The 23,767-nt window shown below is 26.7% G+C and carries 30 protein-coding genes; 27 read left to right on the top strand and 3 right to left on the bottom strand.

All coding sequences use genetic code 11. From position 1 onward, the window contains the following. Position 1 precedes the first annotated feature (1 nt). The 5 genes from BCB68_RS01555 to BCB68_RS01540 all read left to right on the top strand — a co-directional run bounded on the left by BCB68_RS01555 (position 2) and on the right by BCB68_RS01540 (position 3,940). The gene (locus BCB68_RS01555; RefSeq protein WP_094079226.1) at positions 2-958 is read left to right on the top strand and encodes a metal ABC transporter permease; all 957 of its coding nucleotides are present in this window, start codon (positions 2-4) and stop codon (positions 956-958) included. A 3-nt stretch (positions 959-961) separates the two neighbouring features. Continuing rightward, the gene (locus BCB68_RS01550; RefSeq protein WP_094079225.1) at positions 962-2,053 is read left to right on the top strand and encodes a metal ABC transporter permease; all 1,092 of its coding nucleotides are present in this window, start codon (positions 962-964) and stop codon (positions 2,051-2,053) included. Positions 2,054-2,070: 17 nt separating this feature from the next. Continuing rightward, complete coding sequence (locus BCB68_RS10805; protein WP_237048673.1) at positions 2,071-2,598, top strand: DMT family transporter; 528 nt, start codon at positions 2,071-2,073, stop codon at positions 2,596-2,598. Positions 2,599-2,667: 69 nt separating this feature from the next. Next, complete coding sequence (locus BCB68_RS10800; protein ID WP_237048672.1) at positions 2,668-2,967, top strand: DMT family transporter; 300 nt, start codon at positions 2,668-2,670, stop codon at positions 2,965-2,967. 190 nt (positions 2,968-3,157) lie between these two features. Next, positions 3,158-3,940 carry an META domain-containing protein gene (locus BCB68_RS01540; protein ID WP_094079224.1) on the top strand — a complete coding sequence of 261 codons (783 nt, stop codon included), beginning with the start codon at positions 3,158-3,160 and terminating at the stop codon, positions 3,938-3,940. Positions 3,941-4,063: 123 nt separating this feature from the next. Here BCB68_RS01540 and BCB68_RS11035 read toward each other — a convergent pair whose 3' ends face one another. From BCB68_RS11035 to BCB68_RS01525, 3 genes are all read right to left on the bottom strand, one after another. After that, positions 4,064-4,309, bottom strand: a complete 246-nt coding sequence (locus BCB68_RS11035; RefSeq protein WP_442915277.1) for a cysteine peptidase family C39 domain-containing protein — start codon at positions 4,307-4,309, stop codon at positions 4,064-4,066. 205 nt (positions 4,310-4,514) lie between these two features. Then, entirely contained in the window at positions 4,515-4,727 is a 213-nt protein-coding gene (locus BCB68_RS01530) for a glycerol transporter (RefSeq protein WP_231724357.1), read from the bottom strand. A 94-nt stretch (positions 4,728-4,821) separates the two neighbouring features. Next, positions 4,822-5,325 (bottom strand): TlpA family protein disulfide reductase, encoded by a 504-nt coding sequence (locus BCB68_RS01525; RefSeq protein ID WP_018498353.1) that lies wholly within the window; start codon positions 5,323-5,325, stop codon positions 4,822-4,824. 574 nt (positions 5,326-5,899) lie between these two features. Here BCB68_RS01525 and BCB68_RS01515 point away from each other — a divergent pair. The 22 genes from BCB68_RS01515 (at position 5,900) to BCB68_RS01420 (ending at position 23,476) form a co-directional block, all read left to right on the top strand. Next, on the top strand, positions 5,900-6,271 hold the full coding sequence (locus tag BCB68_RS01515; RefSeq protein ID WP_094079221.1) for a DUF488 domain-containing protein: 372 nt from the start codon (positions 5,900-5,902) through the stop codon (positions 6,269-6,271). 115 nt (positions 6,272-6,386) lie between these two features. Continuing rightward, a complete protein-coding gene (gene cobI, locus BCB68_RS01510) occupies positions 6,387-7,112 on the top strand; it encodes a precorrin-2 C(20)-methyltransferase (RefSeq protein WP_094079220.1) in 726 nt (241 codons plus the stop codon). Then, positions 7,085-7,972: a hypothetical protein gene (locus BCB68_RS01505; RefSeq protein ID WP_094079219.1), complete on the top strand. Its 888-nt coding sequence runs from the start codon at positions 7,085-7,087 to the stop codon at positions 7,970-7,972. Before cobI ends, BCB68_RS01505 begins: the two co-directional genes overlap by 28 nt. A gap of 46 nt (positions 7,973-8,018) precedes the next feature. Next, a complete protein-coding gene (locus tag BCB68_RS01500) occupies positions 8,019-8,702 on the top strand; it encodes a hypothetical protein (protein WP_094079218.1) in 684 nt (227 codons plus the stop codon). 61 nt (positions 8,703-8,763) lie between these two features. Then, positions 8,764-9,156: a DUF1016 N-terminal domain-containing protein gene (locus tag BCB68_RS01495; protein ID WP_094079217.1), complete on the top strand. Its 393-nt coding sequence runs from the start codon at positions 8,764-8,766 to the stop codon at positions 9,154-9,156. A 386-nt stretch (positions 9,157-9,542) separates the two neighbouring features. Then, positions 9,543-10,640 carry an RNA-guided endonuclease TnpB family protein gene (locus tag BCB68_RS01490; RefSeq protein WP_094079216.1) on the top strand — a complete coding sequence of 366 codons (1,098 nt, stop codon included), beginning with the start codon at positions 9,543-9,545 and terminating at the stop codon, positions 10,638-10,640. A gap of 406 nt (positions 10,641-11,046) precedes the next feature. Further along, on the top strand, positions 11,047-11,808 hold the full coding sequence (gene cobM / locus BCB68_RS01485; protein WP_094079215.1) for a precorrin-4 C(11)-methyltransferase: 762 nt from the start codon (positions 11,047-11,049) through the stop codon (positions 11,806-11,808). A 45-nt stretch (positions 11,809-11,853) separates the two neighbouring features. Beyond that, positions 11,854-12,465 (top strand): hypothetical protein, encoded by a 612-nt coding sequence (locus BCB68_RS01480; protein ID WP_094079214.1) that lies wholly within the window; start codon positions 11,854-11,856, stop codon positions 12,463-12,465. Positions 12,466-12,582: 117 nt separating this feature from the next. Next, entirely contained in the window at positions 12,583-13,176 is a 594-nt protein-coding gene (locus tag BCB68_RS01475) for a flavin reductase (protein WP_094079213.1), read from the top strand. A 223-nt stretch (positions 13,177-13,399) separates the two neighbouring features. Next, entirely contained in the window at positions 13,400-14,167 is a 768-nt protein-coding gene (locus tag BCB68_RS01470) for an NUDIX domain-containing protein (RefSeq protein WP_094079212.1), read from the top strand. A gap of 23 nt (positions 14,168-14,190) precedes the next feature. Next, positions 14,191-15,558 (top strand): hypothetical protein, encoded by a 1,368-nt coding sequence (locus BCB68_RS01465; protein ID WP_094079211.1) that lies wholly within the window; start codon positions 14,191-14,193, stop codon positions 15,556-15,558. Positions 15,559-15,589: 31 nt separating this feature from the next. After that, complete coding sequence (locus BCB68_RS01460) at positions 15,590-16,570, top strand: tetratricopeptide repeat protein (RefSeq protein WP_094079210.1); 981 nt, start codon at positions 15,590-15,592, stop codon at positions 16,568-16,570. Positions 16,571-16,650: 80 nt separating this feature from the next. After that, on the top strand, positions 16,651-17,664 hold the full coding sequence (gene cbiG / locus BCB68_RS01455) for a cobalt-precorrin 5A hydrolase (RefSeq protein ID WP_094079209.1): 1,014 nt from the start codon (positions 16,651-16,653) through the stop codon (positions 17,662-17,664). Between the two features lie 2 nt (positions 17,665-17,666). Then, positions 17,667-18,179, top strand: coding sequence for an HXXEE domain-containing protein (locus BCB68_RS01450; RefSeq protein ID WP_094079208.1), 513 nt, complete (start codon positions 17,667-17,669; stop codon positions 18,177-18,179). Positions 18,180-18,357: 178 nt separating this feature from the next. Next, positions 18,358-19,731 carry a hypothetical protein gene (locus BCB68_RS01445; RefSeq protein WP_237048671.1) on the top strand — a complete coding sequence of 458 codons (1,374 nt, stop codon included), beginning with the start codon at positions 18,358-18,360 and terminating at the stop codon, positions 19,729-19,731. Positions 19,732-19,780: 49 nt separating this feature from the next. Next, complete coding sequence (gene cobJ / locus BCB68_RS01440; RefSeq protein WP_094079206.1) at positions 19,781-20,524, top strand: precorrin-3B C(17)-methyltransferase; 744 nt, start codon at positions 19,781-19,783, stop codon at positions 20,522-20,524. Positions 20,525-20,557: 33 nt separating this feature from the next. After that, positions 20,558-21,127: a bifunctional adenosylcobinamide kinase/adenosylcobinamide-phosphate guanylyltransferase gene (gene cobU, locus BCB68_RS01435; protein WP_094079205.1), complete on the top strand. Its 570-nt coding sequence runs from the start codon at positions 20,558-20,560 to the stop codon at positions 21,125-21,127. A gap of 31 nt (positions 21,128-21,158) precedes the next feature. After that, positions 21,159-21,335: a hypothetical protein gene (locus tag BCB68_RS10475; protein WP_157697340.1), complete on the top strand. Its 177-nt coding sequence runs from the start codon at positions 21,159-21,161 to the stop codon at positions 21,333-21,335. 203 nt (positions 21,336-21,538) lie between these two features. Further along, positions 21,539-22,501 carry a hypothetical protein gene (locus BCB68_RS01430; RefSeq protein ID WP_094079204.1) on the top strand — a complete coding sequence of 321 codons (963 nt, stop codon included), beginning with the start codon at positions 21,539-21,541 and terminating at the stop codon, positions 22,499-22,501. A gap of 134 nt (positions 22,502-22,635) precedes the next feature. Then, positions 22,636-22,782, top strand: coding sequence for a hypothetical protein (locus tag BCB68_RS10470; RefSeq protein WP_155825980.1), 147 nt, complete (start codon positions 22,636-22,638; stop codon positions 22,780-22,782). A gap of 4 nt (positions 22,783-22,786) precedes the next feature. Then, entirely contained in the window at positions 22,787-23,002 is a 216-nt protein-coding gene (locus tag BCB68_RS01425) for a hypothetical protein (RefSeq protein ID WP_094079203.1), read from the top strand. Between the two features lie 84 nt (positions 23,003-23,086). Further along, positions 23,087-23,476: a hypothetical protein gene (locus BCB68_RS01420; RefSeq protein WP_094079202.1), complete on the top strand. Its 390-nt coding sequence runs from the start codon at positions 23,087-23,089 to the stop codon at positions 23,474-23,476. Positions 23,477-23,767 lie beyond the last annotated feature (291 nt).

Here is a 23,767-nt window from a genome sequence, read left to right as displayed (position 1 = left end):
AATGAATATATTAAATCTTCTTATTTCTGATCATACTTTTAGAACAGTTGCACTTGGCTGTCTATTGCTTGGAATGGTTTCTGGAATACTTGGATGTTTTGCCGTTTTACGAAAGCAAAGTTTATTGGGAGATGCAGTTTCTCATGCTTCACTTCCTGGAGTTTGCTTAGCTTTTTTATTTACAAACGTGAAAAATACAGAAGTTTTGCTGCTAGGTGCTTTAATAACAGGAATTGTATGTATTGGTTTGATTCAATTAATTCAAAATTATACAAAAATAAAATTTGATAGTGCTTTGGCATTGATTTTATCGGTATTTTTTGGGTTAGGGCTAGTTTTACTTTCTTATTTGAATAAATTGCCAGGTGCAAATAAATCGGGATTAAATAAATTTATTTTTGGGCAAGCATCGACATTTATTGAAAGAGATGTAAATATTATCTTCATTACAGGGATTATTCTTCTAATTATAATTATTCTTTTCTGGAAGGAATTTAAAATTGTTTCATTTGACTCTGATTTTGCCAAAACATTGGGATTTCCAAGCAAGAAAATCGAAATATTAATTTCCATATTGATTGTAACAACCGTAATAATTGGTATTCAAGCGGCAGGAGTAATTTTAATAAGTGCGATGCTTATTTCTCCAGCAGTTGCAGCACGGCAATGGACAGACAAACTTTCGATTATGGTAATTTTGGCGGCGTTTTTTGGAGGAATATCAGGATTGCTTGGAACTTTAATCAGTATAAGTGAAAGTAATTTGCCAACTGGACCTGTTATCGTTATAGTTATAAGTATAATCGTGGTTGTTAGCATTCTTTTCTCAAACAAAAGAGGGATTGTATTTAAAATTATAAGAAATCAGAAAAGAAAAAAAGAATTTAGAAAAAAACTTAAAAATAAAAAAATAGAATTAAATAGTTTAAAAATAAATAATTTGGAAAGGGGGAAATAAATTATGGGTTTTTCATTGGAAATACAGCTTATTGCAATAATGGTTGCAAGTGCCTGCTCTATTTTGGGGACATTTCTGGTTTTAAAAAGTATGGCGATGGTTTCAGATGCGATTACGCACACTATCTTACTTGGGATTGTAGTTGCATTTTTTGCAGTTCATGACTTAAATTCTCCCTTGTTAATCGTTGGTGCGGGAATAGTTGGAGTTTTAACTGTTTACCTTGTGGAACTTCTTAATTCGACAAGACTTGTCAAGGAAGATTCTGCAATTGGAGTGGTTTTTCCATTGTTATTCAGTATAGCTGTAATTTTAATTTCAAAATATGCTGGAAATGTACATTTGGATGTTGATTCAGTATTATTGGGAGAACTGGCATTCGCACCATTTAATCGGGTACAGATATTTGGTTTTAGTGTTGCAAAAGGGCTAGTTACAACTTTTGTAATATTTTTAATAAACTTATCTTTTGTCGTTATTTTTTTCAAGGAATTGAAAATTTCGGTATTTGATAAAGCTCTTGCAATAACTCTTGGAATGAAGCCAATATTAATTCATTACATTCTAATGTCGCTTGTGTCAATGACAGCAGTATCCTCATTTGAGGCAGTAGGTTCAATATTGGTAGTTGCATTTATGATTGGTCCTCCAATTACAGCGTATTTATTAACAGATAAGCTAAAAGTAATGATAGGATTAAGCCTCGTTCTGGGAGCTGTGGCAAGTATTATTGGATTTCATTTGGCAAGATTCTTTGACGTTTCAATTGCTGGAAGTATCGCAGTAATAATAGGAGTAATTTTTCTTTTAACATTAATTTTTTCTCCAAAAAAAGGTTTGATTTTTACAATAAATCGGAAAAAATCTCAAAAAATGGCATTTTCGCTAAGAATTTTGTTAATTCATTTATCGAATCACGCCAATACTAAAAAGGAAAAAGATGAATGCGGGGTTGAAACTATCGAAAATCATTTGCGTTGGAGTAAAAGTTTTCTGAAAAAAGTTATCGACAAAGCTGAGAAAAGCAAATATATTTATGTTGATAATGGAGTTTTCAAACTCTCTGAGCGTGGAGAAAAAGTTGTTGCAAGTTAAAATTTCAGAAAAAGAAGGTGGCGAAAAATGGATACAAAATCAAGAAAAAAATACATGGAATGATACTGGCAAGTTTAGCTGCAAGTTTGTGGTCAATTTCAGGAATTTCAGGAGAAATCCTTTTCAAAAAATACAATTTTTCGTCAGATTGGCTGGTTTCCACAAGAACCCTTATTTCAGGAATATTACTATTTTTAATTGTAATTTTCATTGAAAAAAAATCGGTTTTAAAGCCTCTAAAAAACAAGCGAGACATTATTGGAATAATTTTGTTTGGTTCAGCGGGAATGTACTTTGTTCAGTACACATACTTCCGAACAATCGAGTTAAGCAATGTTTCATTTGCAACAATTTTACAGTTTACAGCACCATTTTTCATATTTATTTATGAATCTGTAAAAAACAAAAAAATTCCAGCAATTTCAACCTTACTTTTACTTTTTATGACAGTTTTAGGAGTTGTATTTATAGCGACAAAAGGAAAAATTTCAAGTTTATCTGTCCTTCCAGAAGCACTGTTTATTGGATTTTTTCAGCAATTATGATTGCCTTTTATTCAATTTATCCAAAAAAACAGATATGGCAGCATAACAGTAGTCGGCTGGGGAATGATTGTGGGAAGCATAATTTCAAACATCGTTCATCCAATTTGGAAAATAGAAGGAAATGTAAACACAAAATCTATGATTCAAGTAGCAATAGTCGTAATTTTAGGAACTTCCATTGCCTATTTAATCTATATCGCAAGTTTAAACTATATTTCCTCATCACTTGCAGGAATATTGACAGCTTTCGAGCCAGTACTTGCAGCAATATTATCAGTAATAATTTTTGGATTAACATTTTCTGTTGTTGAATTAATTGGATTTGCATTGGTTTTCATTTCAATATTCATTTTAGAAAAAAGATTATAAATAAATTTTGAGAATTTAATTTTTTAAAACTTTCTAATTATTTGTTTAATAAAAATGTGATATTATTACGATTGAAAAAATAAAGGAAATAAATCGTAAAATCTTAAATTAAATTCTAAAAAAACTCTAAAATATTAGAAATATAAATTTTAAGATTTTGAATAAAAAATTTTAGAAAAGAGGAATAAAAATGAAAAAGACATTTGTTTTATTCGGAATTTTAACAGTTTTCTTACTAAGTTGCATTTCTTTGAGTGCAAAAACAAAAAAGAAAATTATTAATTTAAACGAAACTTCTTGGGAATTATCACAAATTAGTAAAAAAGGTCAAAAATTGCCAATTCCAGAAGGGGCAAATATTACAATTAATTTTTCAGATGGTAAAATTAGTGGATTTTCAGGTGTGAATAGTTATTTTGGAGGATATAAAATAAAAAATAATTCAATTTTAACTGCTGAAACGGCGGCAACTTTGATGGCTGGGCCAGAAGAATTAATGAAAATTGAGCTAAACTTTTTTGATATTTTGAAAAATTCTCCAAGAATAAATTATAATAACACAACTTTGAGCTTGAGAAATAAAAATGGAGAAGTTTGGACGTTTAAAAAATTAGACTTGAGTAAAAAATTGAAAAATACAAAATGGAAACTTGTCGAAATGGGACAAACTTCCTTTCCAGAAAAAGAAGGAGAAATAACAATTTCTTTTGCTGAAAACAAGATTAATGGAAATTCTGGAATAAACAACTATTTTGGAAATTGTGAAATCAAGAATGACAGCATTAAAATTGGACCAGTTGGTTCTACAAAAATGGCTGGACCAGAAAATTTAATGAAAATTGAATCCGAGTATTTAAAATTGTTGCAAAATTCTAAAACTATAGAATTTAATAATAATCTTTTGATTTTGACTACTAATGATGGGAAAGTTTTGAAATTTGAAAAGATTGATGACAGAGCTTATCATTATTAGGTGTTAGAGATAGAGAGTTTTACAAATTTTATTAATTGAGAGTGTCCAGAATTTTGTGTAAACTCAAAATATAATATATGGTACAGGATGGTAGTTTTATCATCCTGTTTTTAAATTCTTCCTTCAAAATAAATATAAATCATGAACAACCACATAGTGTAAAAAATTATTTGTGGTTTGAATATGTGCTATTATAGGAAAAGACACACTATTATCAATTTTTTTATCCTCAACTTTCACTGCCTTTGAATCAAATCCCAAATAATCCAGCCCTTTTATCATTCCTGCAAGATTAGTTCCGTTTCTATCTGTTCCTGATATTTGCCATAACTTGGCAATTGAAAAATTTGAATTATATTGCTTAGCTATTGTTAATATACAGGCAGGTCCGCAATCCTTCTCATCCTTTTGTAAAACACAACAATATCTTTTAAATATCGAAAAAATCTTTTTCCACCTCTCTTTCTTTAAAAATAAAGAGTTCCTAAAAACTAGAAACTCTCTATTTAAATAAAAGTTTTATTAGGATTAGGTTAAGGGTTATAATTTTATAATAAATACGTATTTATTTAATTTATCTATTAATTTTAAGAAACTTTAATATAATTTTTCCAAGCAATCCAACAACAGCACCTGTAATTGCAGCTGTTATTAAACCTATAACCCATCCATATTCATCAATTATTCTACCACCAATTATGGCTGACGATATTGAAGCCATTATAACTATCATATTTTGATATTTCTTATTCATAAATTTTACCTCCTTAAAAATTTCGATTACCATCCTAATTTGAAAGCTCCTCTATCAAAAGCATATCCTACTCCTCCTGCAAAAGAGCCTTCAATAGTTGATGTCTAAAATATAAAATATTTCTAAATTAATAATTCAAATAAAATGCTTCTTTCAACTCTTCATAAGTTTTTGATCCACCCAAATCTTTTTGAATTTTAGAATCCTTAATAATTAAATTGTATGGGACAGTTTTCACTTTGAAGGCTTTCATAAGTGAGTCTGTGGAGTCATAATATACTGGGAAAGTAAATTTGTTTTCTTCCACATATTTTTTAGTTGATGATAAATTGGTTTTTCTTCTTGTGAATACAACCACAACATTTATATTATCTTTATTTTCTTCGTAAAATTTTTGCACAGCAGATAGTTCACGCTGACAATAAGGACACCATTCAGCAGCAAAAATAAAAAGTGTAGGTTTTCCATCTCCAAATAGTTTTTTACTTTTTGTATATTTTCCCTGAAAATCTCTTAATTCGAAATTAGGTAATTTTGCACCTTCTGTTACATCAACATCAAGAGGTTTTACATTTGCAAATCCCAAAATACTTGTCATAAATAATGAAATAATAATCAATAATTTTTTCATTTTTATCCCTTCTTTCTTATTTTTTTATTTAAAATGTTTTATAAAGTTTATCATATTAAATATATATTTTCAATTATATTTAACTTTTTAAATCCTAATTTCACTATATTTTTTATAAACAATCCACAAAATTGATAAAGAAAACAACAACAATAATAATTCAACAATAAAGAAATTTTCTTTAAAAATAATCATTAGTGTAAATGAAATCATTAGTGTTGCTGAAATTTTTAAATATTCTTTTTTGTTTAATCGATTTTTCTTTTCTAAATAAATTTCGTTTACAAATAATGTTAAGTAAAAACCTATGTAACCAAGTATATAAAATAGAATCAAGAAAGTTTTATTTTTTTCCTTCCTTTTTTTATAACTATAAGTATTTTATATTATTTGATAAAAATTTTCAATTATAATTACAAAAATAAAAAACAAATTCTTCATTAAAATAGACTTTTTCTTAAATAATTAATTTTTTTAAATGTCGGATTATATTAAGAATTTGTATAATAAATATGATATAATATATTCGAAGATTTTATAAATAATTAAAAAAATATAAAAAAGGAGAACAGTTATGAAATTTGAAATTAAATGGAAAAGAGTGTATGAAAAAATTGAAAAAACAGATGGTTTTAGAATATTAGTCGATAAATTGTGGCCTCGAGGGCTAAAAAAGGAAAATGCAAAAATTGATTATTGGGCAAAAATTATTACGCCATCGAAAGAATTGAGACAAAATTATCATAAAGGGATTATTGACTTTGAAAATTTTTCTGAAAATTACAGAAAAGAATTGGAAGGAAATTCAGATTTTAAGGAATTTGAGGATATAATATTGGAAGAGTTAAAAAAGGGAAATGTGACAATGGTTTATGCAAGTAAAACTCCAGAATTGAGTCATATTCCTGTGTTGAAGGAATTTATTAAAGAAAAGTTGCGAAAATAGTTGAAATTAAAAAGATTCTTGTACAATCAATAAAAATTATCTAAAAGTAAAAAACTTAGAATTGAAAAAAATGAGTGAATTTTTTAGGGGAAGTGAGAAGAGAAAGGAGTGAAATATGAAAAAAGGTAGATTTTATGGTATTGGTGTCGGAGTAGGAGATCCTGAAAATATAACAGTTAAAGCAGCAAAAAGACTGCATGAAGTAGATGTAATTGTACTGCCTGAGGCAAAAAGTGGAGAAGGAAGTACAGCTTTTAATATTGTAAAAGAGTATGTAAAGCCTGATGTGGAGCAGCTATTTTTGGAGTTTCCAATGATAAAAGATGTGGAAGCGAGAAAAGTTTTTAGAAAAAATAATGCGGATGTAATAAGTGCTGAATTGAAAAAAGGGAAAAAGGTAGCATTTTTAACGATAGGAGATCCGATGACTTATAGCACTTACACTTACGTCTTGGAACATATTTCAGATGATGTGGAAGTTGAAACTATTGCGGGAATAACTTCATTTAACAGCATTGCGGCAAGGCTTAATATACCGCTAATGATTGGAGATGAAGATTTAAAAGTAGTTTCTGTCAATAGAAAGACTGATGTTTATAAAGAAATTGAAAATAATCAAAATTTAGTGTTAATGAAAATCAGCCGAGATTTTGAGAAAATAAAAAAAGCGATAATTGAAACTGGGAATAAAGAAAATGTTGTAATTGTTTCAGATTGCGGGAAAGATAATGAAGTTGTTTATTGGGATATTGAGAGTGTGGAGGAAGTTCCTTATTTTTCGACGATGATATTGAAGAAGAAAGGAGTTAAGGAGTGGAAGAGATTTCTAGAAATACTTTAAGAAAAATAGAACTGTCAAAGTTTATAATTCCTCAAATTTTATTTTTTGCATTTTATTTTTTGGTAGGAAAATATGACTGGGATTATGGTTTTGATTTGCCATTTCGATTATTTTTTGGAGGAATGTTTTCAATAATAACGGGAATAATTTTTGGCGTAATGTTTTATTTCATGGGAAAAAAATCGAGATATGAAAATGATAAAATTTTGAAATTGCCAATATTTTTTATAATTTTATCAGTAGTATTATTATTTAGAATAGATATTATTGGAGTTATAAAATTATGTTTTTTCAACGGATTATTCATTTTAGGAATATTTAGAAGTAAAATAAAGAGTAGAAGTTATTTGTCTAAAGTTTCTAAAATTATATTATGGTTTGTTACAATGTATTTTTTGATTCCTAGTTTTGTAATTTGTTTTGGAGTTCAAATATTTACAATTCCAATGGAAAGTTATGAAGATAGAATGCAATTTAGTATTTTAATCCCATTTGTTATTATCAATATTTGTTTTGGATTTTTTATAAAAAAATATTTTGATAAAGAAGAAATGAAAATTATAAGAAAATTGACAATATTAGGTTGTTTGATAATTGCATTTATATTTATTTTTATTGGTTTCAACTGGTATAAAGAAGATTATTATGCAATAATTTATACTTTTCCTTATAAAGTTTTGATGTATTTTAAAGAAACTCAGATTAGTATTGAAAAAATTGGGATTATAAAGACGTTAGAGTCGAGGTATTTTGTTTATGCGATGGTTGTTAATATGGGATTTTATTTGGGAACTTTGAAAATAAATAATAAAAATAAAAGGAGAAATTGTGTTGAAAACCAGATTGATGGGGATATTTAATAAGAAGTAGTTAAAATTTAAGAACTAAAAGAAAGAAGGAGTTATTATGAAAAAAATATTATTTATTTTGTCATTTATCGTGGCAATTCAAGGAATGGCAGAAACGATTGTAAAAGGAACTTACGATACAAAAAAGAATAGATATGTAGAATTGAGTCAAGATTTTGTGAAAGAAATTAAATTAGATGATGTACTGCCAAGTGATAAAAAAGATTTGGTAACTTATAAAACTGAAAATTTTGATATTGTAGTAAGAAAAAGTGATTTGTTGGAATTGTATAATAAGAATAGAGATAAAAAAGAAAAGAATATAAAAAATAATATTTCGGATAAGGATAAAAAATTGGATTATGTTCGTAATTATATTGCTGAATTGGTGGAAAACAACAAAGCAGTTATTTGTGAAAGAAAAACAAAAAAAGAAATAAAAAATATTGTAAAAGTAAAATACAATAACGATATTTACTATGATGCGGGAAGAGGTTCAAATTATGATGGTTATAAATTTTATACAGATAAAAGTTTGTCACAGGAAATTATGAAATTTGATATTATAACACAATTTGGAATTGCTCTTCACAGCAGTTTGGGAGATAATCCGTATAATAGGGAATTGACAGAAAAGGAAAAAGAGTATAGAGAAAAAAATGGAAATCATTTTGAAGAATTAAAGGGATTGTATGAGAAAGCCGTTCAAAATCCGAATGTTGAACAAAAAATTAGTTATTAGTTAAATATGTTTGATAAATTATAAATTATTTTTAGAATTTAATATAAATAGGGGGAGAAAAATGAATAAAATTGAAAAAGGAATTGAAAGTAACATGGTTTATTTGCAAATCAAAGAATTGATGGAAAATGCAAGGAAACAGGTGTCTGTAAAGATTAATAATATTCTTGTGCAGACTTATTGGGAAATTGGGAAAATTATTATAGAAGATGAACAGGAAAATAGTGAGAGAGCAGAATATGGGAAAAGACTTTTAAAAGAATTGTCAAAAAAATTGACAAAAGAGTATGGAAAAGGCTTTTCGAGATCTAATTTACAAAATATGAGGCAATTTTATTTGAAGTATCCAATTTGCCAGACACTGTCTGGCAAATTAAGCTGGTCCCATTATTGTGAGATTTTGAGTATATCTGATGATAAAGAAAGAGCATTTTATGAAAGAGATACGCACTAGGTGGGCTTTCTAATCAGATTTTTGCTTCAAAATACACATTGTATATTCCTAATAAGGAAGCACTTGAAAATGAGGTGGAAAAGATTTTGAGGGAGTATGATAAGAAAATAAAATTAAAAAGAATAGAGAATGATAATTATGAATAAAAAAGAATTACCGAAGTGTTCTGTTGAAATAACACTTTCTTTAACAGAAAGATAGCAAGAAGTCTCCGACTTCTATGACTTCTATAAGTAGGAGATGAATTGCTTTTTTTGTAAAAAAATTGAAAAAAGGATACGTCTATGATACAATTTTTGTATAAAATATCGAAGAGAAATCTTAATGATAAATTTCTAAAGAAATAATTAAAAATAATACTCAAAATCAAAAGGAGGTGTAATTTTATGAAATATAATTTAGCATTCAAATACAGAATTTACCCAAATAAGGAGCAGGAATTATTGATAAATAAGACTTTTGGATGTGTCCGTTTTGTTTACAATACAATTTTGTACACTGCGAATAAAATTTATGAAGAGACTGGAAAAAATAAAATAATTACACCTGCCAGTTTAAAAAGTGAAAACCAATTTTTGAAAGAAGTAGATAGTCTGGCACTTTCAAATGCTCAATTAAATGTAAGACGATCGTTTACGAACTTTTTTCAGAAGAGAGCAAAGTTTCCAAGGTTCAAATCTAAAAAGAATAGTGTTAAAAGTTATACGACAAATTGTGTGAATAATTCGATACGAATTGAGGAAAATAAATATTTGGTTTTGCCAAAATTGAAAAGAGTAAAATTAAAATATCATAGAGAAATACCGAAGGATTACAAGATAAAGTCAGTAACATTGACAAACAGTAATGGAAATTACTATGTTTCTGTTTTGACGGAATTTGAAAAAGAAATTCAAAAAATGCCAAGTAATGATAAAGTGATTGGACTTGATTTTTCAATGTCTGAATTATTTGTCAGTTCTGAAAACCAAAGGGCTGATTATCCAAGATATTTTAGGATGCTGGAGAAAAAATTGAAAAAATTACAGAAATCATTATCAAGAAAAGTGAAATTTTCTAAAAATTGGTATAAGCAAAAAGAGAAAATATCAAAATTACATGAGTATATCAAAAATTGTCGAAGAGATTTTCTACATAAATTATCGAAAAAATTGTCTGAAACATATAATGCTGTGGTTGTTGAGGATTTGAATATAAAAGGGATGAGCCAGGCATTAAATTTTGGTAAAAGTATAGGAGATAATGGGTGGGGAATGTTTTTGAGGATGGTTGAGTATAAACTGATGTTTTTAGGAAAGCAATTTTTGAAGATAGATAAGTGGTTTCCATCGTCGAAAACTTGTAGTAGATGTGGAAACGTTAAAGAGGAGCTGAAATTATCAGAAAGAAGTTATAAATGTGAATGCTGTGGGATTGAAATTGATAGAGATTACAATGCGGCATTGAATATAAGAAACATTGGAAAAGCGATGTTGAAATATTAAGAAAATAAAAGAAGACAGGGTAGGAACTACCCGAAGAGCTTGGTAAATATATTTGGCTAGCAAAAGCAGATACTTCCCAAGAAGCTCCCGCTTCTAAAAGCGGGAGTAGTTCACTATTTTATTATAATCAATCATTTTAATTTCCTCCAAATATAATTTATTTCGAGTTAGCTAACTATGTTAATTATAGCTTAAAATAGAAAAATTGTGAAGAAGGCACATTTTTATTACAAGGTAACAAGATGGTAACTTAAAAAAAATAGTTTATCTTGAAAATGGGAAAGTCTAGGCAGCATTTTTTAAAAAAATGAAAAAATATATTTGAATACAGAGATGTCAGTAATTTTTGAAATAAATGAAACACTATAAAACTAGAAAATTAATAAAAAAAGAAAGAGGTAATTTTATGAAAAAAGTATACTTCATAGGAGCGGGACCAGGAGATCCTGACTTAATCACAGTGAAAGGGAAAAAGATTGTGGAAAAGGTGGATGTTATTATTTATGCAGGTTCGCTTGTAAATAGGGAAATTGTCGAGTGTCACAAGGATGGAGCTGAAATTTATAATTCTGCTTCAATGACTCTGGATGAAGTGATGGAAGTTATGATAAAGGCACAGAAGAAGGGAAAATTGGTAGCAAGGGTTCACACTGGGGATCCAAGTATTTATGGTGCAATAAGGGAACAAATGGATATTCTGGATGAATATGGGATTGAGTATGAAGTAATTCCAGGAGTGAGTTCATTTGTGGCTGCCGCTGCTGCAATAAAAAAAGAATTCACATTGCCTGATGTGAGTCAGACAATAATTTGTACAAGATTGGAAGGAAGAACTCCAGTACCAGAAACAGAAAGTCTAGAAAGCCTAGCTTCACACAAATGCTCAATGGCAATATTCTTATCTGTACAAATGATTGATGAAGTTGTAAAAAGATTATTAAAACATTATGATAAAACAACGCCAATTGCAATTGTTCAAAGAGCAACTTGGGAAGATCAGAAAATCGTTATGGGAACATTGGAAAACATTGCTCAAAAAGTGAAAGATGAGAAAATTACGAAAACTGCACAAATTTTGGTTGGAAACTTTATGGGGGGTAAATATTCTAAATCTAAACTTTATGATAAGACATTTTCACATGAGTTTAGAAGAGGGGTTGAAGAATAAAAATATAAAAATTTTGATAAAGTAAGAAAAGAAGGAGAATTTTAGATGAAAAAATTATTAGTGATTATGTTATTTGCACTTTCGTTGCAAATTTTTGGACAAGGTTATCAAGTGACAAAAGGTAAAAATGTTACATTGTCTGCGGAACAGATTGAAGTGGAGAACAAGAAGATTGAAAGAACAGTAAACGAGGATGTAAAAAGATTTATAAAAGAAATCATGCCATCAATCGGTCAGAATGAAATGAGGGAAATTAAAGATGAAGAGGAGAAAAAAGCAGAGGAATCAATAATGAATGGATTTTTTAGTTTTTTTTCTGAATTGTCTGATGGTTTAAAATTTGATATAAAAAATATAAAATATATATCGAATACAAAGGCTTTTGTTACTTATGAAGTAACTGCTCCAGATGTGGATAAAATTTTGAATAAAAAAGAGATAGAAAATAAATGTTTAAAAAAATATGGAAAAGAATTAAGTGATAGTGAAGCTTTAAAAGTTGTTATGGAAATATCGAAAGAAATGTTAAAAGAAGGAATGAAAAATCCTAAAAATTATACGACAGAAAAAGTAACCGTTCAATTAAATAAAGTTGGGAATGAATGGAAATTTAAGGATGAAGAAGAAGTGGAAAAAATGTTGAATAAATTGAAATAATGAATAATAATTGAAAAAAAGAAAAGTGTAGATTTAGAATATTCAAAAATGAAAAAAAGATTTTTACAGTATAATTAAAATCTATAAAAAAGTTTACAGATATTAGGAGTGATATTTATGTTTAAAAAATTAGATAAAGATGGGTTATATTATGGATTTCCAGTATTATTGATGACTACAGAAGATAAGGAAAGTGGTAAAAGTAATATAACACCGCTATCCTCTTCTTTTGTACTTGGAAAAACAATAGTCATAGGAATAGGATTGAGAAATAAAGGTTTTAAAAATATTGAAATGGGCTCAGATGTAACTTTTAATATTCCTGATAAAAATTTATATGAAAATGTAAAAAAAATCGAAAAATTTACAGGTGATATAGAAGTACCTGAAATAAAGCAGAAAATGGGATATGAATATTGTGAAGATAAATTTAAGGTTGCTAAATTTACTGAATTAAGAGGAAAAACGGTGGATTCTGTGAGAATAAAAGAATGTCCGATTCATATAGAAACCAAAGTAGAAAATATAGTAAAAAAAGACTGGTTTGCCATTGTAACTTGTGAAATACAAGGAATTTTCGTTGATGAGAAAATATTGAAAGATGATACACATATTGATACACAAAAATGGAAACCATTGATTTATAAATTTAGAGAATATACTTCAACAGGTGATAGATTGGGATTAAATTTCAACTTTCAGGAAATTTAACTTGTAAAAAAAAACAACATAATTAGAAAACTAAATAAAAATTTCAAAAAACTTAATCGAACACTTCCGTAGAATAATATAAAAAAGAGGACTAACTAATAAAGTAAGTTCTCTTTTTTTGCTATGTCATATTTTTTGTATTAAAATTTTCTAACACTATTCTAAATCAACGTAACTATATGGTATAATATTTTATAAATAAAATAAAAAAAGGAAGATAAAAATGATCACGACATTATGTTATTTAGAAAAAGATGAAAAATATCTGATGCTACACAGGACTAAAAAGGAAAATGATATAAATAAAGGAAACTGGCTAGGAATTGGCGGGAAATTGGAAGCTGGGGAAACACCTGAAGAGTGCTTAAAAAGAGAAGTTCAAGAGGAAACTGGCTACGAATTGAATAGTTATGAATTTCGTGGACTTGTGATTTTTAATTACAACGATGATGAGCCGCTATTTATGTATCTTTACACAAGTTCAGATTTTTCAGGAAATCAGCATGAATGTGATGAAGGCAACTTAAAATGGATTCGTAAAAAAGAAATTTTTGATTTAAAATTGTGGGAGGGCGACAAAATATTTTTAGAATTATTGTTTAAAAATACACCATTTTTTTATTTGACTTTAAACTATGAAAACGACGATTTATTGAGTTCAAAATTAGAATTTAAAGAAAAATATAGCTGTTTTGAAGTTTTTGTTCCAGAAAATTATGTGGAAAAAATTGTGGAAAACTTACAAAAGTACAACCTTTTGACAGAAGGATTTTATGCAGATGTTTATTCTACAATTGATGGAATTGGACATTGGAAAACTTTGGAAGGTGGGAATCCTTTTGATGGAGAAATTGGAAAATCAAGTGTTGCCAATGAAAAAATTATGAAATTTAGAGTGAAAAAAGAATTTTGTGAGTTAGCGTATTATTTGATTAAGGAGGTTCATCCTTATGAAACGCCTGTGATTAATGTGTTTGAGATGGAAGTGTAGAATTTTATGGACTAGAGGGATTTATGAAAATAAAATTATTTAAAATTTTTAAATATTTTAAAGATATAATTTTTTGGAATCGAGAAAAATATAATAAATATTACAAAGCGTTGAAAAAATTTTATCCTGAATATTATTTATCAATAAATGATTATGAAGAAGATGATGTTGATGAAGTAGTTGAGGAAACAAACTTAGAAATAGAAAAATTTCAATATTTTAAAAATGGTGAGGTAGAAAAATTATTAAAAGAATATTATGAATCATCAAATATTTCATTTTCCTTTTTGGAAAGAAAAAATTTTTTTGATAAATTGAAAAAAGAATGCATGACACAAGATATAAATAAAATTTACAGTTTGATTTTTGAAGGTGATAAGTGTGTTGAAACTGATAATTCGAGATTTGCGAATAAAATAGATAAAATTTTAAATCAAAATAAATTTGAAAAAGATTTTTTTAAATATAACCTTATGAATAATGGTAAAAGTGAATTGGAGGAAATATTAAAAGAATATAAAGCCAATTCAGAAAAAGGGATAAAAAAATTTATTAAAAAATATTTTTTTCTAAAATATAATAAAATTTTGGGTTTATGTATAAATAGTAATGAAAATATTTTAAAAAATTGGATTTTTTCAAAACAATTTTTCTTAAATATAGAAAATATGATGTTTAAATATAAAATGAAAAAAATAAGTAATGAAGCAATTTCAGGCTATGTTTTTTATATAACTTTAATTCCTTTATGTCTACAATTTACAGGAATTATGCTTATGTTAATGGGAAGTTTACAAATTAATTATTGGATAATTTCATTAGTTATAGGAATAATCTTCCTTATTTTAGATTGGGATGCACTTATAAATTATAAAGAGATAGAAGGAGGTTTTTCATCAGGAATGACAAATTGTTATTTATTTTTTGAACCAATCATTTATTTAATTTATCATTTAAAATATCAGAATTTTAGTTATGAGAGTTTTTATCAACTTTTAGGATTAAATTTAATATTTATTATATATTTTATTATAAAGCAGAGAATAGTTTATCTTCGTGTAAAAAAAGTATCTAAATATTTTATAGATAGCATTTTGGGAAAAACTTATACGAAAGAACTAATAGTTGAAAATGAAATACAAGAAATTAAAAAATCAGATTTGATAGAAAATTGGATAAAACTTTTAAAAAGTAAACTTTCTAAATTAGTATTAAAAAAATATGTATTTAGAAAAGTACCAGAATATGAAGGATTAATCGAAGATTTTATTCATTTTGAATCGGATGATAAAAAGAAAATTTTGGAAATTTTAAAATCTAAAGGAATTATAGAAAAAAGTAAAATACCAAAAAAAGAAAAGAAATTATTGTATAAAAGATTAAAATTATAGATTTAAAAAATAGAAAAAAGGAGAAAATTTTATGAAAAAATTAATTTATGCAATTACAATTTTTTTAGCAACAAGTTTAGGAGCAAATGCATACACGCTTAGGGAATGTGTTCAGGAAACGCTTTCAAAAAGGGGAGTAAAACAAAGCATAATTGATGAAACATCAGAATTCTTGTTGTATTCAAAAGGTGGAATGTCGATTATTCCACAAAAAAATGAAATCAATAGTTTGATTAATAAAGCAGAAAAGTTATTAAAAAAGGATAAAAATAATATTCAAATTAAACAATATTTGATTTCAATATATTCAATAAAAGGTGATACGCAAAGTATTTTAAAAGCTAAAAAATTGCTTGAAGAAAATTTGAAAGAAAAAGATATTACCGATTTTGAATCTTGGAGCATGAGTGGATTTTATTATTATCAAATTGGAGAAAAGAAAAAAGCACAAGAATATTTTGATAAAATTAAGGAAAAATATAAGGACAGACCGGCTGTTTATAAATTGATAGAGATCGTTCTCACAGATATTGATTTATTAAGTAGAAGTAAAAAATTTAGTGATACTGTTGAGGATTTGGCAACAAATGAAAAGGATTTGGAAGAAATTGAAAAAAATTCTAAGAACCAAGTTGAAAATCTCAAAATTGTAGAAGATTTTTTTCAATCTGAACAAAATAAAAGAGAATTTGGCGTTGTAGATGAACTTGTTTATAATTTTAATTTTTTGATTCATGCTTCAAAAATTTATGAATTAATGGAAGAAAATTCGAAAGGATCAAAAGGACTTGATTTGAAAACTAGAGAAGAAATAAAAAATTATTATTTAAAAAATATTGCAAATAATAAAAAAATGACAGAAGATGCGATAAGATATAATATTGTACCAGAAAGTACATATTTGTTGCTAATAACAGTGGTAACTTCAATTGATGAAGAAGAAGGAAAACAATTTGTAAATGAACTAGAAAAAACTAAACTTTATAAAATAATAAAAGAACTAGAAAAATAATCTAATTATTAAAAATATAAGAGTTATTTTGAAATATTATTTTAAAATTTTCGAATAAATTTAACAAAAAAGGAGAAAAAATGAGAACAGCAGTATATTGCGTAAGCAAAAACGGATATGAAACCTGTCTAAAAATACGAGACAATGTTTATAAAAATTTGCATATTTATGTGTCACAAAGAGTGGCAAATATGCTCAATCTTGAAAGTGAAAATGTGGAAAATTTATTTGTGATAAATGAGCGAGTGCCGATTTTATTAGAAAAAACATTTGATAAATATGATTTACATATTTTCGTTGCGGCGACTGGAGCAGTTGTGAGAATTATTGAAGGAAAATTTAAAAGCAAGGACACAGACCCAGCTGTTATTACAGTTGATGACCACGCTAATTTTGTGATTTCATTGCTTTCAGGACATCTTGGAGGGGCAAATGAAGAATGTAGAAAGATTGCGGATGGAATTGGAGCAATCCCAGTAATTACAACTGCTTCTGATGTTGGTGGAAAAATTGCGGTTGACACATTGTCGCAAAAAATTAAAGCAAAATTGGAAAGTTTGGACGATGCCAAAAGAGTTACTTCGCTTATCGTAAACGGAGAAAATGTGAGCATTCATTTGCCAAAAAATATCGTAGAAAATAATAAAAATTGTGCTGGAGCAATAATTGTTTCAAACAGAAAAAATATTGAAATTTCTAAAATTATTCCCAAAAATATTATTCTCGGAATCGGCTGCAAAAGAAATACACCAAAAGAAAAAATTATCGAAAAAATAAATTATGTAATGGAAACTCAAAATTTAGAAATGGACTCGATAAAAAAAGCCGCATCCGCTTGGGTAAAATCTGATGAAATTGGACTTTTAGAAGCAATGACTGAATTAAATATTCCAATAGAATTTTTTGAAAAAGAAAAAATTTTGGAAGTAGAAAATTTAATTGAAGAGCGTTCAGAATTTGTAAAAAATCAAATCGGAGTGTACGGAGTTTCTGAGCCTTGTGCCTATCTAGCTTCGAGCAGAAAAGGAAATTTTTTGGTGAAAAAAGTGAAGCTGGGAGAAGTTACGATTTCAATTTTTGAGGAGGAAATGTGAGAATGGAAATATACAAATTGTCATTTATAGCAATAGTGTTGTTTATGATACACGAATTTGAAGAAATAATTTTTATAAAAAAATTTATAGAAAAAAATAAAGTTGTAAAAGATATGAAAAATGAATTATTTATGAAGAAAAAAGGGAATTATCCATCTACAGAAACAATTTCATTAATGATTGCCGAAGAATTTATAATTTTATCAACATTACTTTTTATAGCAAGTGAGATTAGTATGTATGAAATAGTACTGTCATTATTTATTGTATATATTGCACATTTAGTACCTCATATGTATGATGCGCTTAGATATAGAAAGTTTTCCCCAGGAAGTCGGACTTCTTTTATAATTTTCCCTTTAGGAATTTTAATAATCTGGAATGTTATTTTAAATAAAGAAATTAATTTAGTTATTTTAATTTTATGTGTTATAATAATTGGATTTCTGATGATTTTAAATTTGCTATTTTTATATAAAATTAGTAAAAAAATTGATAGGTATTTGTGGAAATAAAAAAAATTATAAAAATATTTAAAATAAAAAATAGATTTAAAAAATATATAATCAATATAAGAAATTTAAAGAAAGGAGCTTGTATAATGTAACTATATTATACAAGGAAAATAACATGAAAAAAATATTTCTAATCATAGTCCTTTTTTTAATAAATCTAAATTTAGCCGCCTTAACAATGAAGGAAAAAATCCAGCAAGATTTGTCAAAAGCAGGTGTAAAACAAGAAATAATTGATGAAACTGTAAAATTGGATAAGAAATTTGGAGAAGGATTTGTAGAAGAAGATGGAGACGGGAAAAGGGCAACTGAAAGTAAGGATGAATGGGAAAAACTTTATCTGAAAGATAAAAGAAATTATATCGCCTTGGAAAGATTGATAGAATCGTATTTTGTGACTGGAATACCAAATGATCCTCAGAAGAAAAAATATGTTTCAGAATATTTGAAAATGAATATTCCTGAAGATAGAAAAAATTTCGTTTTGGGAAGGGATTTCTGGAATTGTTCTGAAAACAAAAATATAAAAAATGAGTATTTTGAAAAAGTTAAAAAGATTAGCGATAATCAGTATTATTTGAAGGGAATAGCTCTTTTTGAATATATATCAAAAGAAACGGAAAATATAAAAGAAGATGGAAATTCTAAGTTAATGAAACAGAAAATAGATGAAATAACGCAAAAAATAGATGAAATTGATAAAATACTTGATAATAAAAATTTGTTAGAAAAATACAGAATTTCTGATGAAGAAGCCTATTCTGATCAATTAACTTTTTTTATGATTGGTGGTATTCTAAAAGCGGTTACAGGTGATACTGAAGGAATGGTCAATGATTTTATAAATAAAATTGCGAATAAACAGATTTCTAAGGAAGTGGCGGAATATAATAAAAATAAGGAAATGATGACTGTTATGACAATTCAGATGACAATGGCTTTGAAAGGATTTTTTGGAGAAATGTCAGAAAAAGAAATTACAAAACTTGAAAAATTGACAAAAAAACTTCAAGGCACTGAAATGTTTAAAAGGATTATGGAAAATTCGGAAAAGGGTGAAACTATTGAAAACGATAGTTATTTAGAAGAAAAGAGAAAAAATTTTGAATCACTCTCAGATGATGAACAAATAAAGCAAATTGTTAATCAAAAAAAATTTGACTATATCGAAACGAGAATAGACAAGGAGAAAAAGATTTTCGATTGGACATTTGGATGTAGTGGATTAACTTGTAAACTTGTTTTTTTAGGAAAAAATAAAGATTTTGAGAAAAAAATAAAATTAAAAGATTTGAAAGAAAAAGAAAAAATTGTTAGAATTCTTATTTTTGGAAAAAGAGAAGAAGATGAAGAAATTTCAGAAGGAGTATTTTTAAGAAAAGGAACTGACAGCAAAGACAATAAATTTTATGTTTACGATGATAAAAATGAAGATAAAATATTAACAGTTTTTGCAGGTCAAAATGAAAATTTAGATTTTTTTAAATTTGTAAATGAAATATTGGGAGAAAATTATAAAAATATTGAAGCGAAATATGGTGGAAGAGATTAAAAATAATAAAATAAAAATTTATTAAAATATAGTAATTTAGGAGAAAAAAATGAATAAAAATGGGAAAATTTATGTAGTAGGAATTGGACCTGGGAAAAAAGGAGATATGACATTTAGAGCATATGAAGCGATGGAAAAAAGTGATGTTATTGTTGGATATAAAACTTATACGGATTTGGTAAAAGAATATTATCCTGATAAAGAAATAGTGAGTTCTTCGATGATGAAAGAAGTTGACAGATGTACAGATGTTTTGAAGATGGCAAAAGATGGGAAAAATGTGGCTCTTATCAGTAGTGGAGATGCTGGAGTTTATGGAATGGCTGGAATTATGTTAGAAATTGCGGATGACAAAATAGAAGTCGAAGTAATACCAGGAGTTACAGCTACAAATGCGGCTGCTGCAATAACGGGAGCTCCTGTTATGCACGATTATGTGACAATTAGCCTAAGTAATTTACTTACAGACTGGGAACTTATCAAAAAAAGATTGGAACTTGCGGCACAAGGGGATTTTGTTGTAAGTATCTATAATCCGAAAAGTCGAGGGAGAGTTACACAAATTGAGGAAGCGCAAAAGATTATGCTAAAGTATAAGCCAAAAATGACTCCAGTTGCGATAGTTAGAAATGCGAGAAGAGAAAATGAAGAATATGTTGTGACGACTTTAGAAGAGATGACAAAACATGAAATAGATATGCTCACAATTGTGATAATTGGAAATTCAAATACTTATGTGAAAAATGGGAAGATTATAACTCCAAGAGGATATAGCAAAAAGTATGAATATTAAATAAAAAGCTAAAAATTTTTAGGAAGGGGAAAAATGGCAATAATTTACGTGACAGGTGGAGCAAAAAGTGGGAAAAGTAAATTTGCGGAAGATTTACTTTTATCTTTGAATGATGGAAAGCAAAAAAATGTGTATCTTGCAACTTCGGTTGTCTTTGATGAAGAAATGCAAAAAAAAGTTGAATTGCATAAAGCGAGAAGAAAAGATAATTGGATTACAGTTGAATGTTATAAAAATTTTTCGCAAAGTTTGGAAGAAGTAATGAATGAAAATAAAAAAAATAATATGCTTGTAGATTGTTTGACGAATATGATAAGCAATATTATTTTTGAAAATGAAGAAATAGATTGGGAAAAACCTGAAAAAAATCAATTGGAAAAATGTGATAAAAATGTGGAAAAGGAAGTTCAAAATTTGTTTGAAATTTTTAAAAATTTTAAAAATGTTGTAATTGTGTCAAATGAAGTGGGAATGGGCCTTGTTCCCGTTTATCCGCTTGGAAGATATTTTCGTGAAATTGCTGGAAAAATGAATCAGTTTGTTGCAGAAAAAGCTGATGAAGCGTATTTTGTAGTTTCGGGAATTTCGATGAAAATAAAGTAAAAGTTATTTTTAAATAGAGATTTAAGTAAAGGTGTTAAAATGGAGTGTAAATAATACCGTAACTTCTGTAAAACGAATATTTGAAAATCAAAATAATATTTATAATGTTGAATTAAATAATGGTGTTGTGGAATATAGAGAATTTGTAAAAAATCCTAAAACAGTATACGATACTAGGATATACAAAACGGAAGATTTAACTAAATAAGTTATTAATGAAGTTAAAAATGTTATAACACCAAATGATGTTCAACGAGCATATAGTAATCCAAATCGCAATGTCCCTTTGGATATAAAAATTAATAATCAAAAAATAAGAGTTAATATAAAATTTGATGCTTCAACAGGGGGAATAGAAATAGATGGGTACTATTTTCACGGAAATTAAATAGTAAAAAAAGGGGAAAAGACATGAAAATCAAAAAAATAAGAACCGATAGTTATTCAATATTAAAAATAAGTAAATATGATTTTTTAGTAAAATTGATTAAGGAAATAGGAAATTTTCCATATGTAGTTTCAAATATATACGAAGATAATTCAACAAAAACTACAATAGTTGAAGGTCAAGGTATGTATATTAATAATGGCTGGAATGAAACCGATGAAACAGCATTATATATTTCTGAGTGTAATTCTGATAGTGAAATTAGAGTTTATTATGGTTATGAAGAACTTTTTTCTTATTTTTTAATTTACTATTTTGAAAATATCGCTAGTTATGCTAACTTAATAAGTTTTGTTGAACAAGAATTGCATAATTATATAGAATATATGGAAAAATTTAAAAATTTTAGAATAAATGTTGATTTAGAAAATTTATTTAAAAGAGATAAATTAAGAAATTTCTTATTAAAATATAACGAGAAAGAAAATAAATATAATTTGGAGTTTATTAATTGTTATACAAAATATATAAATTATTGGGATATTAATATAAAAAAGAAATTTTTTTCTTGTCTTCTTGGAAAAGATAGATTAAAAGAATTTATGCTTAACAAAAAGAGAATTTTTAGAATAAATGGAGTTGATTATTTTCAAATTGAAGAAAAAGAAAAATATTCTGAAATATATAGAATAGAAATAGAAAATGATATTAAAATAGAATATTATTCAAAAGATTTAGAATATGAAAGTTTTGGAAATGTTGGCTTTTTATACAAAGAGAAAAATTTTGATATTGAAAATAAAAGTTTAAAAGGTGAGAAATTAAATTTTGAACGATATAGAGATAATAGGGATGAAATGAATGTAGAAAGAATTTCAAAAGAAGATTTTTTAAAAGAACTTGAAATTATAGTTGATGCCTATAAAAATATTTATAATAATAATGAAGTTCAAGAAATGTTTGAAAACTTTAAAGAAAATTTTTAGACAAAAATATATTTTTACGACAGGTAGCTTAACACAAGAAAGTTTCTAACAAGATATATCACAGTACAGCCTTCATAAACGAAAAATCTAATCAGGAATTAATTCAGTATACTAAGGGAGATACCGGAAAAGAGTTGGAACCGTTTACTATGTCGTATCCCGAACATGGTCAAGGTGGTGCTTTTCAATTGCTTCCTGTTGATAAAATGGATATAAAATATGATAAATTGGATATTTTACCAAATCCAAGAATAGATTTAATATTAAGAGAAAAGAGGTAACATTATGAAAGGTTGGATAGAAGAATATGCAATATTAAGAAAATTTATAGAAAAATATTGCGAAGAACAAGACAAAAATCGTTTGATAGAAATATTAAATATGAAAGATAGATTTTTATTTAAATATTTTGTTAATGAATTTTCTAAGTTAAAAATACTAAATAAAATGACAGAAGAAGAATTAAAGGAATATAAAGAAAAAATTATGATATATATTTAAAAAATTAGAGTTAAGAATACAAATACAAGGATATACCAATCATAATCATACATTAGGATAGCCTATTTATGAAGGAGGTATAAAATGAAAATGAAATTTTGTTATGAATTAGACCCTGTTGGGAAAATGTATATGAATTCAGGTGCTATAGTAGATGCGAAAAAATATAATATAGGATATTCGATATATTTAGGAAGATTATTGTTTATAATTTCAGATAAAGGTATAAATGAATCACTCAAAATTATAGACAAATTAGAAAAAGGTATTTTAACTTGTTATGAAGCAGGAACGGAAACAATGGATTACTATATGTATAAAAATAAAGTAGATTTTATAGATTGGTTTGGAGACTATGATGATTGGAGTTGTACAATAGAAGAATTTACAAAAGCTTTATTAGGAAAAAAGAAGTTTTTAGAAATGCCGAGAGATATAAATAGTTATCTTGAAATTGAAATAAATGGTTTATAGAATACACTAGAATATAAAAATAGTATAATTCAAGTTTAGATAAGAAAAGGATTAATAACTCTTGAAGAGAAAGATGGATATTTTATTTCATCTGAAATTAATTACTAACTTGAAAAAATTAATTAATTATGTTATAACTATTTAGGTCAATATTATTTTAAAAGCAATTTTCAAATTGAAGAGCATATCAAAATATGTAAATCACAAAAAAAAAATAAATTAGAAAAATTGAATAAAAAATTTGGCATTTATTTTTTAGTGCTAAAAGGAATTTTGAAGGAGGAAAAAGTG

It is taken from the genome of Leptotrichia sp. oral taxon 498, from assembly GCF_002240055.1.
Taxonomy (GTDB): domain Bacteria; phylum Fusobacteriota; class Fusobacteriia; order Fusobacteriales; family Leptotrichiaceae; genus Leptotrichia; species Leptotrichia rugosa.
The sequence above is the reverse complement of the archived record's forward strand: the minus strand, read 5'-3'. Positions and strand labels throughout refer to the sequence as shown.

What these genes read in the sequence shown, in the direction of transcription:
- BCB68_RS01555 (WP_094079226.1), top strand. Translation starts at nt 2, where the DNA reads ATGAATATATTAAATCTTCTTATTTCTGATCATACTTTTAGAACAGTT.
- BCB68_RS01550 (WP_094079225.1), top strand. Translation starts at nt 962, where the DNA reads ATGGGTTTTTCATTGGAAATACAGCTTATTGCAATAATGGTTGCAAGT.
- BCB68_RS01540 (WP_094079224.1), top strand. Translation starts at nt 3,158, where the DNA reads ATGAAAAAGACATTTGTTTTATTCGGAATTTTAACAGTTTTCTTACTA.
- BCB68_RS01530 (WP_231724357.1), bottom strand. Translation starts at nt 4,727, where the DNA reads ATGGTAATCGAAATTTTTAAGGAGGTAAAATTTATGAATAAGAAATAT.
- BCB68_RS01525 (WP_018498353.1), bottom strand. Translation starts at nt 5,325, where the DNA reads ATGAAAAAATTATTGATTATTATTTCATTATTTATGACAAGTATTTTG.
- BCB68_RS01515 (WP_094079221.1), top strand. Translation starts at nt 5,900, where the DNA reads ATGAAATTTGAAATTAAATGGAAAAGAGTGTATGAAAAAATTGAAAAA.
- cobI (WP_094079220.1), top strand. Translation starts at nt 6,387, where the DNA reads ATGAAAAAAGGTAGATTTTATGGTATTGGTGTCGGAGTAGGAGATCCT.
- BCB68_RS01500 (WP_094079218.1), top strand. Translation starts at nt 8,019, where the DNA reads ATGAAAAAAATATTATTTATTTTGTCATTTATCGTGGCAATTCAAGGA.
- BCB68_RS01495 (WP_094079217.1), top strand. Translation starts at nt 8,764, where the DNA reads ATGAATAAAATTGAAAAAGGAATTGAAAGTAACATGGTTTATTTGCAA.
- BCB68_RS01490 (WP_094079216.1), top strand. Translation starts at nt 9,543, where the DNA reads ATGAAATATAATTTAGCATTCAAATACAGAATTTACCCAAATAAGGAG.
- cobM (WP_094079215.1), top strand. Translation starts at nt 11,047, where the DNA reads ATGAAAAAAGTATACTTCATAGGAGCGGGACCAGGAGATCCTGACTTA.
- BCB68_RS01480 (WP_094079214.1), top strand. Translation starts at nt 11,854, where the DNA reads ATGAAAAAATTATTAGTGATTATGTTATTTGCACTTTCGTTGCAAATT.
- BCB68_RS01475 (WP_094079213.1), top strand. Translation starts at nt 12,583, where the DNA reads ATGTTTAAAAAATTAGATAAAGATGGGTTATATTATGGATTTCCAGTA.
- BCB68_RS01470 (WP_094079212.1), top strand. Translation starts at nt 13,400, where the DNA reads ATGATCACGACATTATGTTATTTAGAAAAAGATGAAAAATATCTGATG.
- BCB68_RS01465 (WP_094079211.1), top strand. Translation starts at nt 14,191, where the DNA reads ATGAAAATAAAATTATTTAAAATTTTTAAATATTTTAAAGATATAATT.
- BCB68_RS01460 (WP_094079210.1), top strand. Translation starts at nt 15,590, where the DNA reads ATGAAAAAATTAATTTATGCAATTACAATTTTTTTAGCAACAAGTTTA.
- cbiG (WP_094079209.1), top strand. Translation starts at nt 16,651, where the DNA reads ATGAGAACAGCAGTATATTGCGTAAGCAAAAACGGATATGAAACCTGT.
- BCB68_RS01450 (WP_094079208.1), top strand. Translation starts at nt 17,667, where the DNA reads ATGGAAATATACAAATTGTCATTTATAGCAATAGTGTTGTTTATGATA.
- BCB68_RS01445 (WP_237048671.1), top strand. Translation starts at nt 18,358, where the DNA reads ATGAAGGAAAAAATCCAGCAAGATTTGTCAAAAGCAGGTGTAAAACAA.
- cobJ (WP_094079206.1), top strand. Translation starts at nt 19,781, where the DNA reads ATGAATAAAAATGGGAAAATTTATGTAGTAGGAATTGGACCTGGGAAA.
- cobU (WP_094079205.1), top strand. Translation starts at nt 20,558, where the DNA reads ATGGCAATAATTTACGTGACAGGTGGAGCAAAAAGTGGGAAAAGTAAA.
- BCB68_RS01430 (WP_094079204.1), top strand. Translation starts at nt 21,539, where the DNA reads ATGAAAATCAAAAAAATAAGAACCGATAGTTATTCAATATTAAAAATA.
- BCB68_RS01425 (WP_094079203.1), top strand. Translation starts at nt 22,787, where the DNA reads ATGAAAGGTTGGATAGAAGAATATGCAATATTAAGAAAATTTATAGAA.
- BCB68_RS01420 (WP_094079202.1), top strand. Translation starts at nt 23,087, where the DNA reads ATGAAAATGAAATTTTGTTATGAATTAGACCCTGTTGGGAAAATGTAT.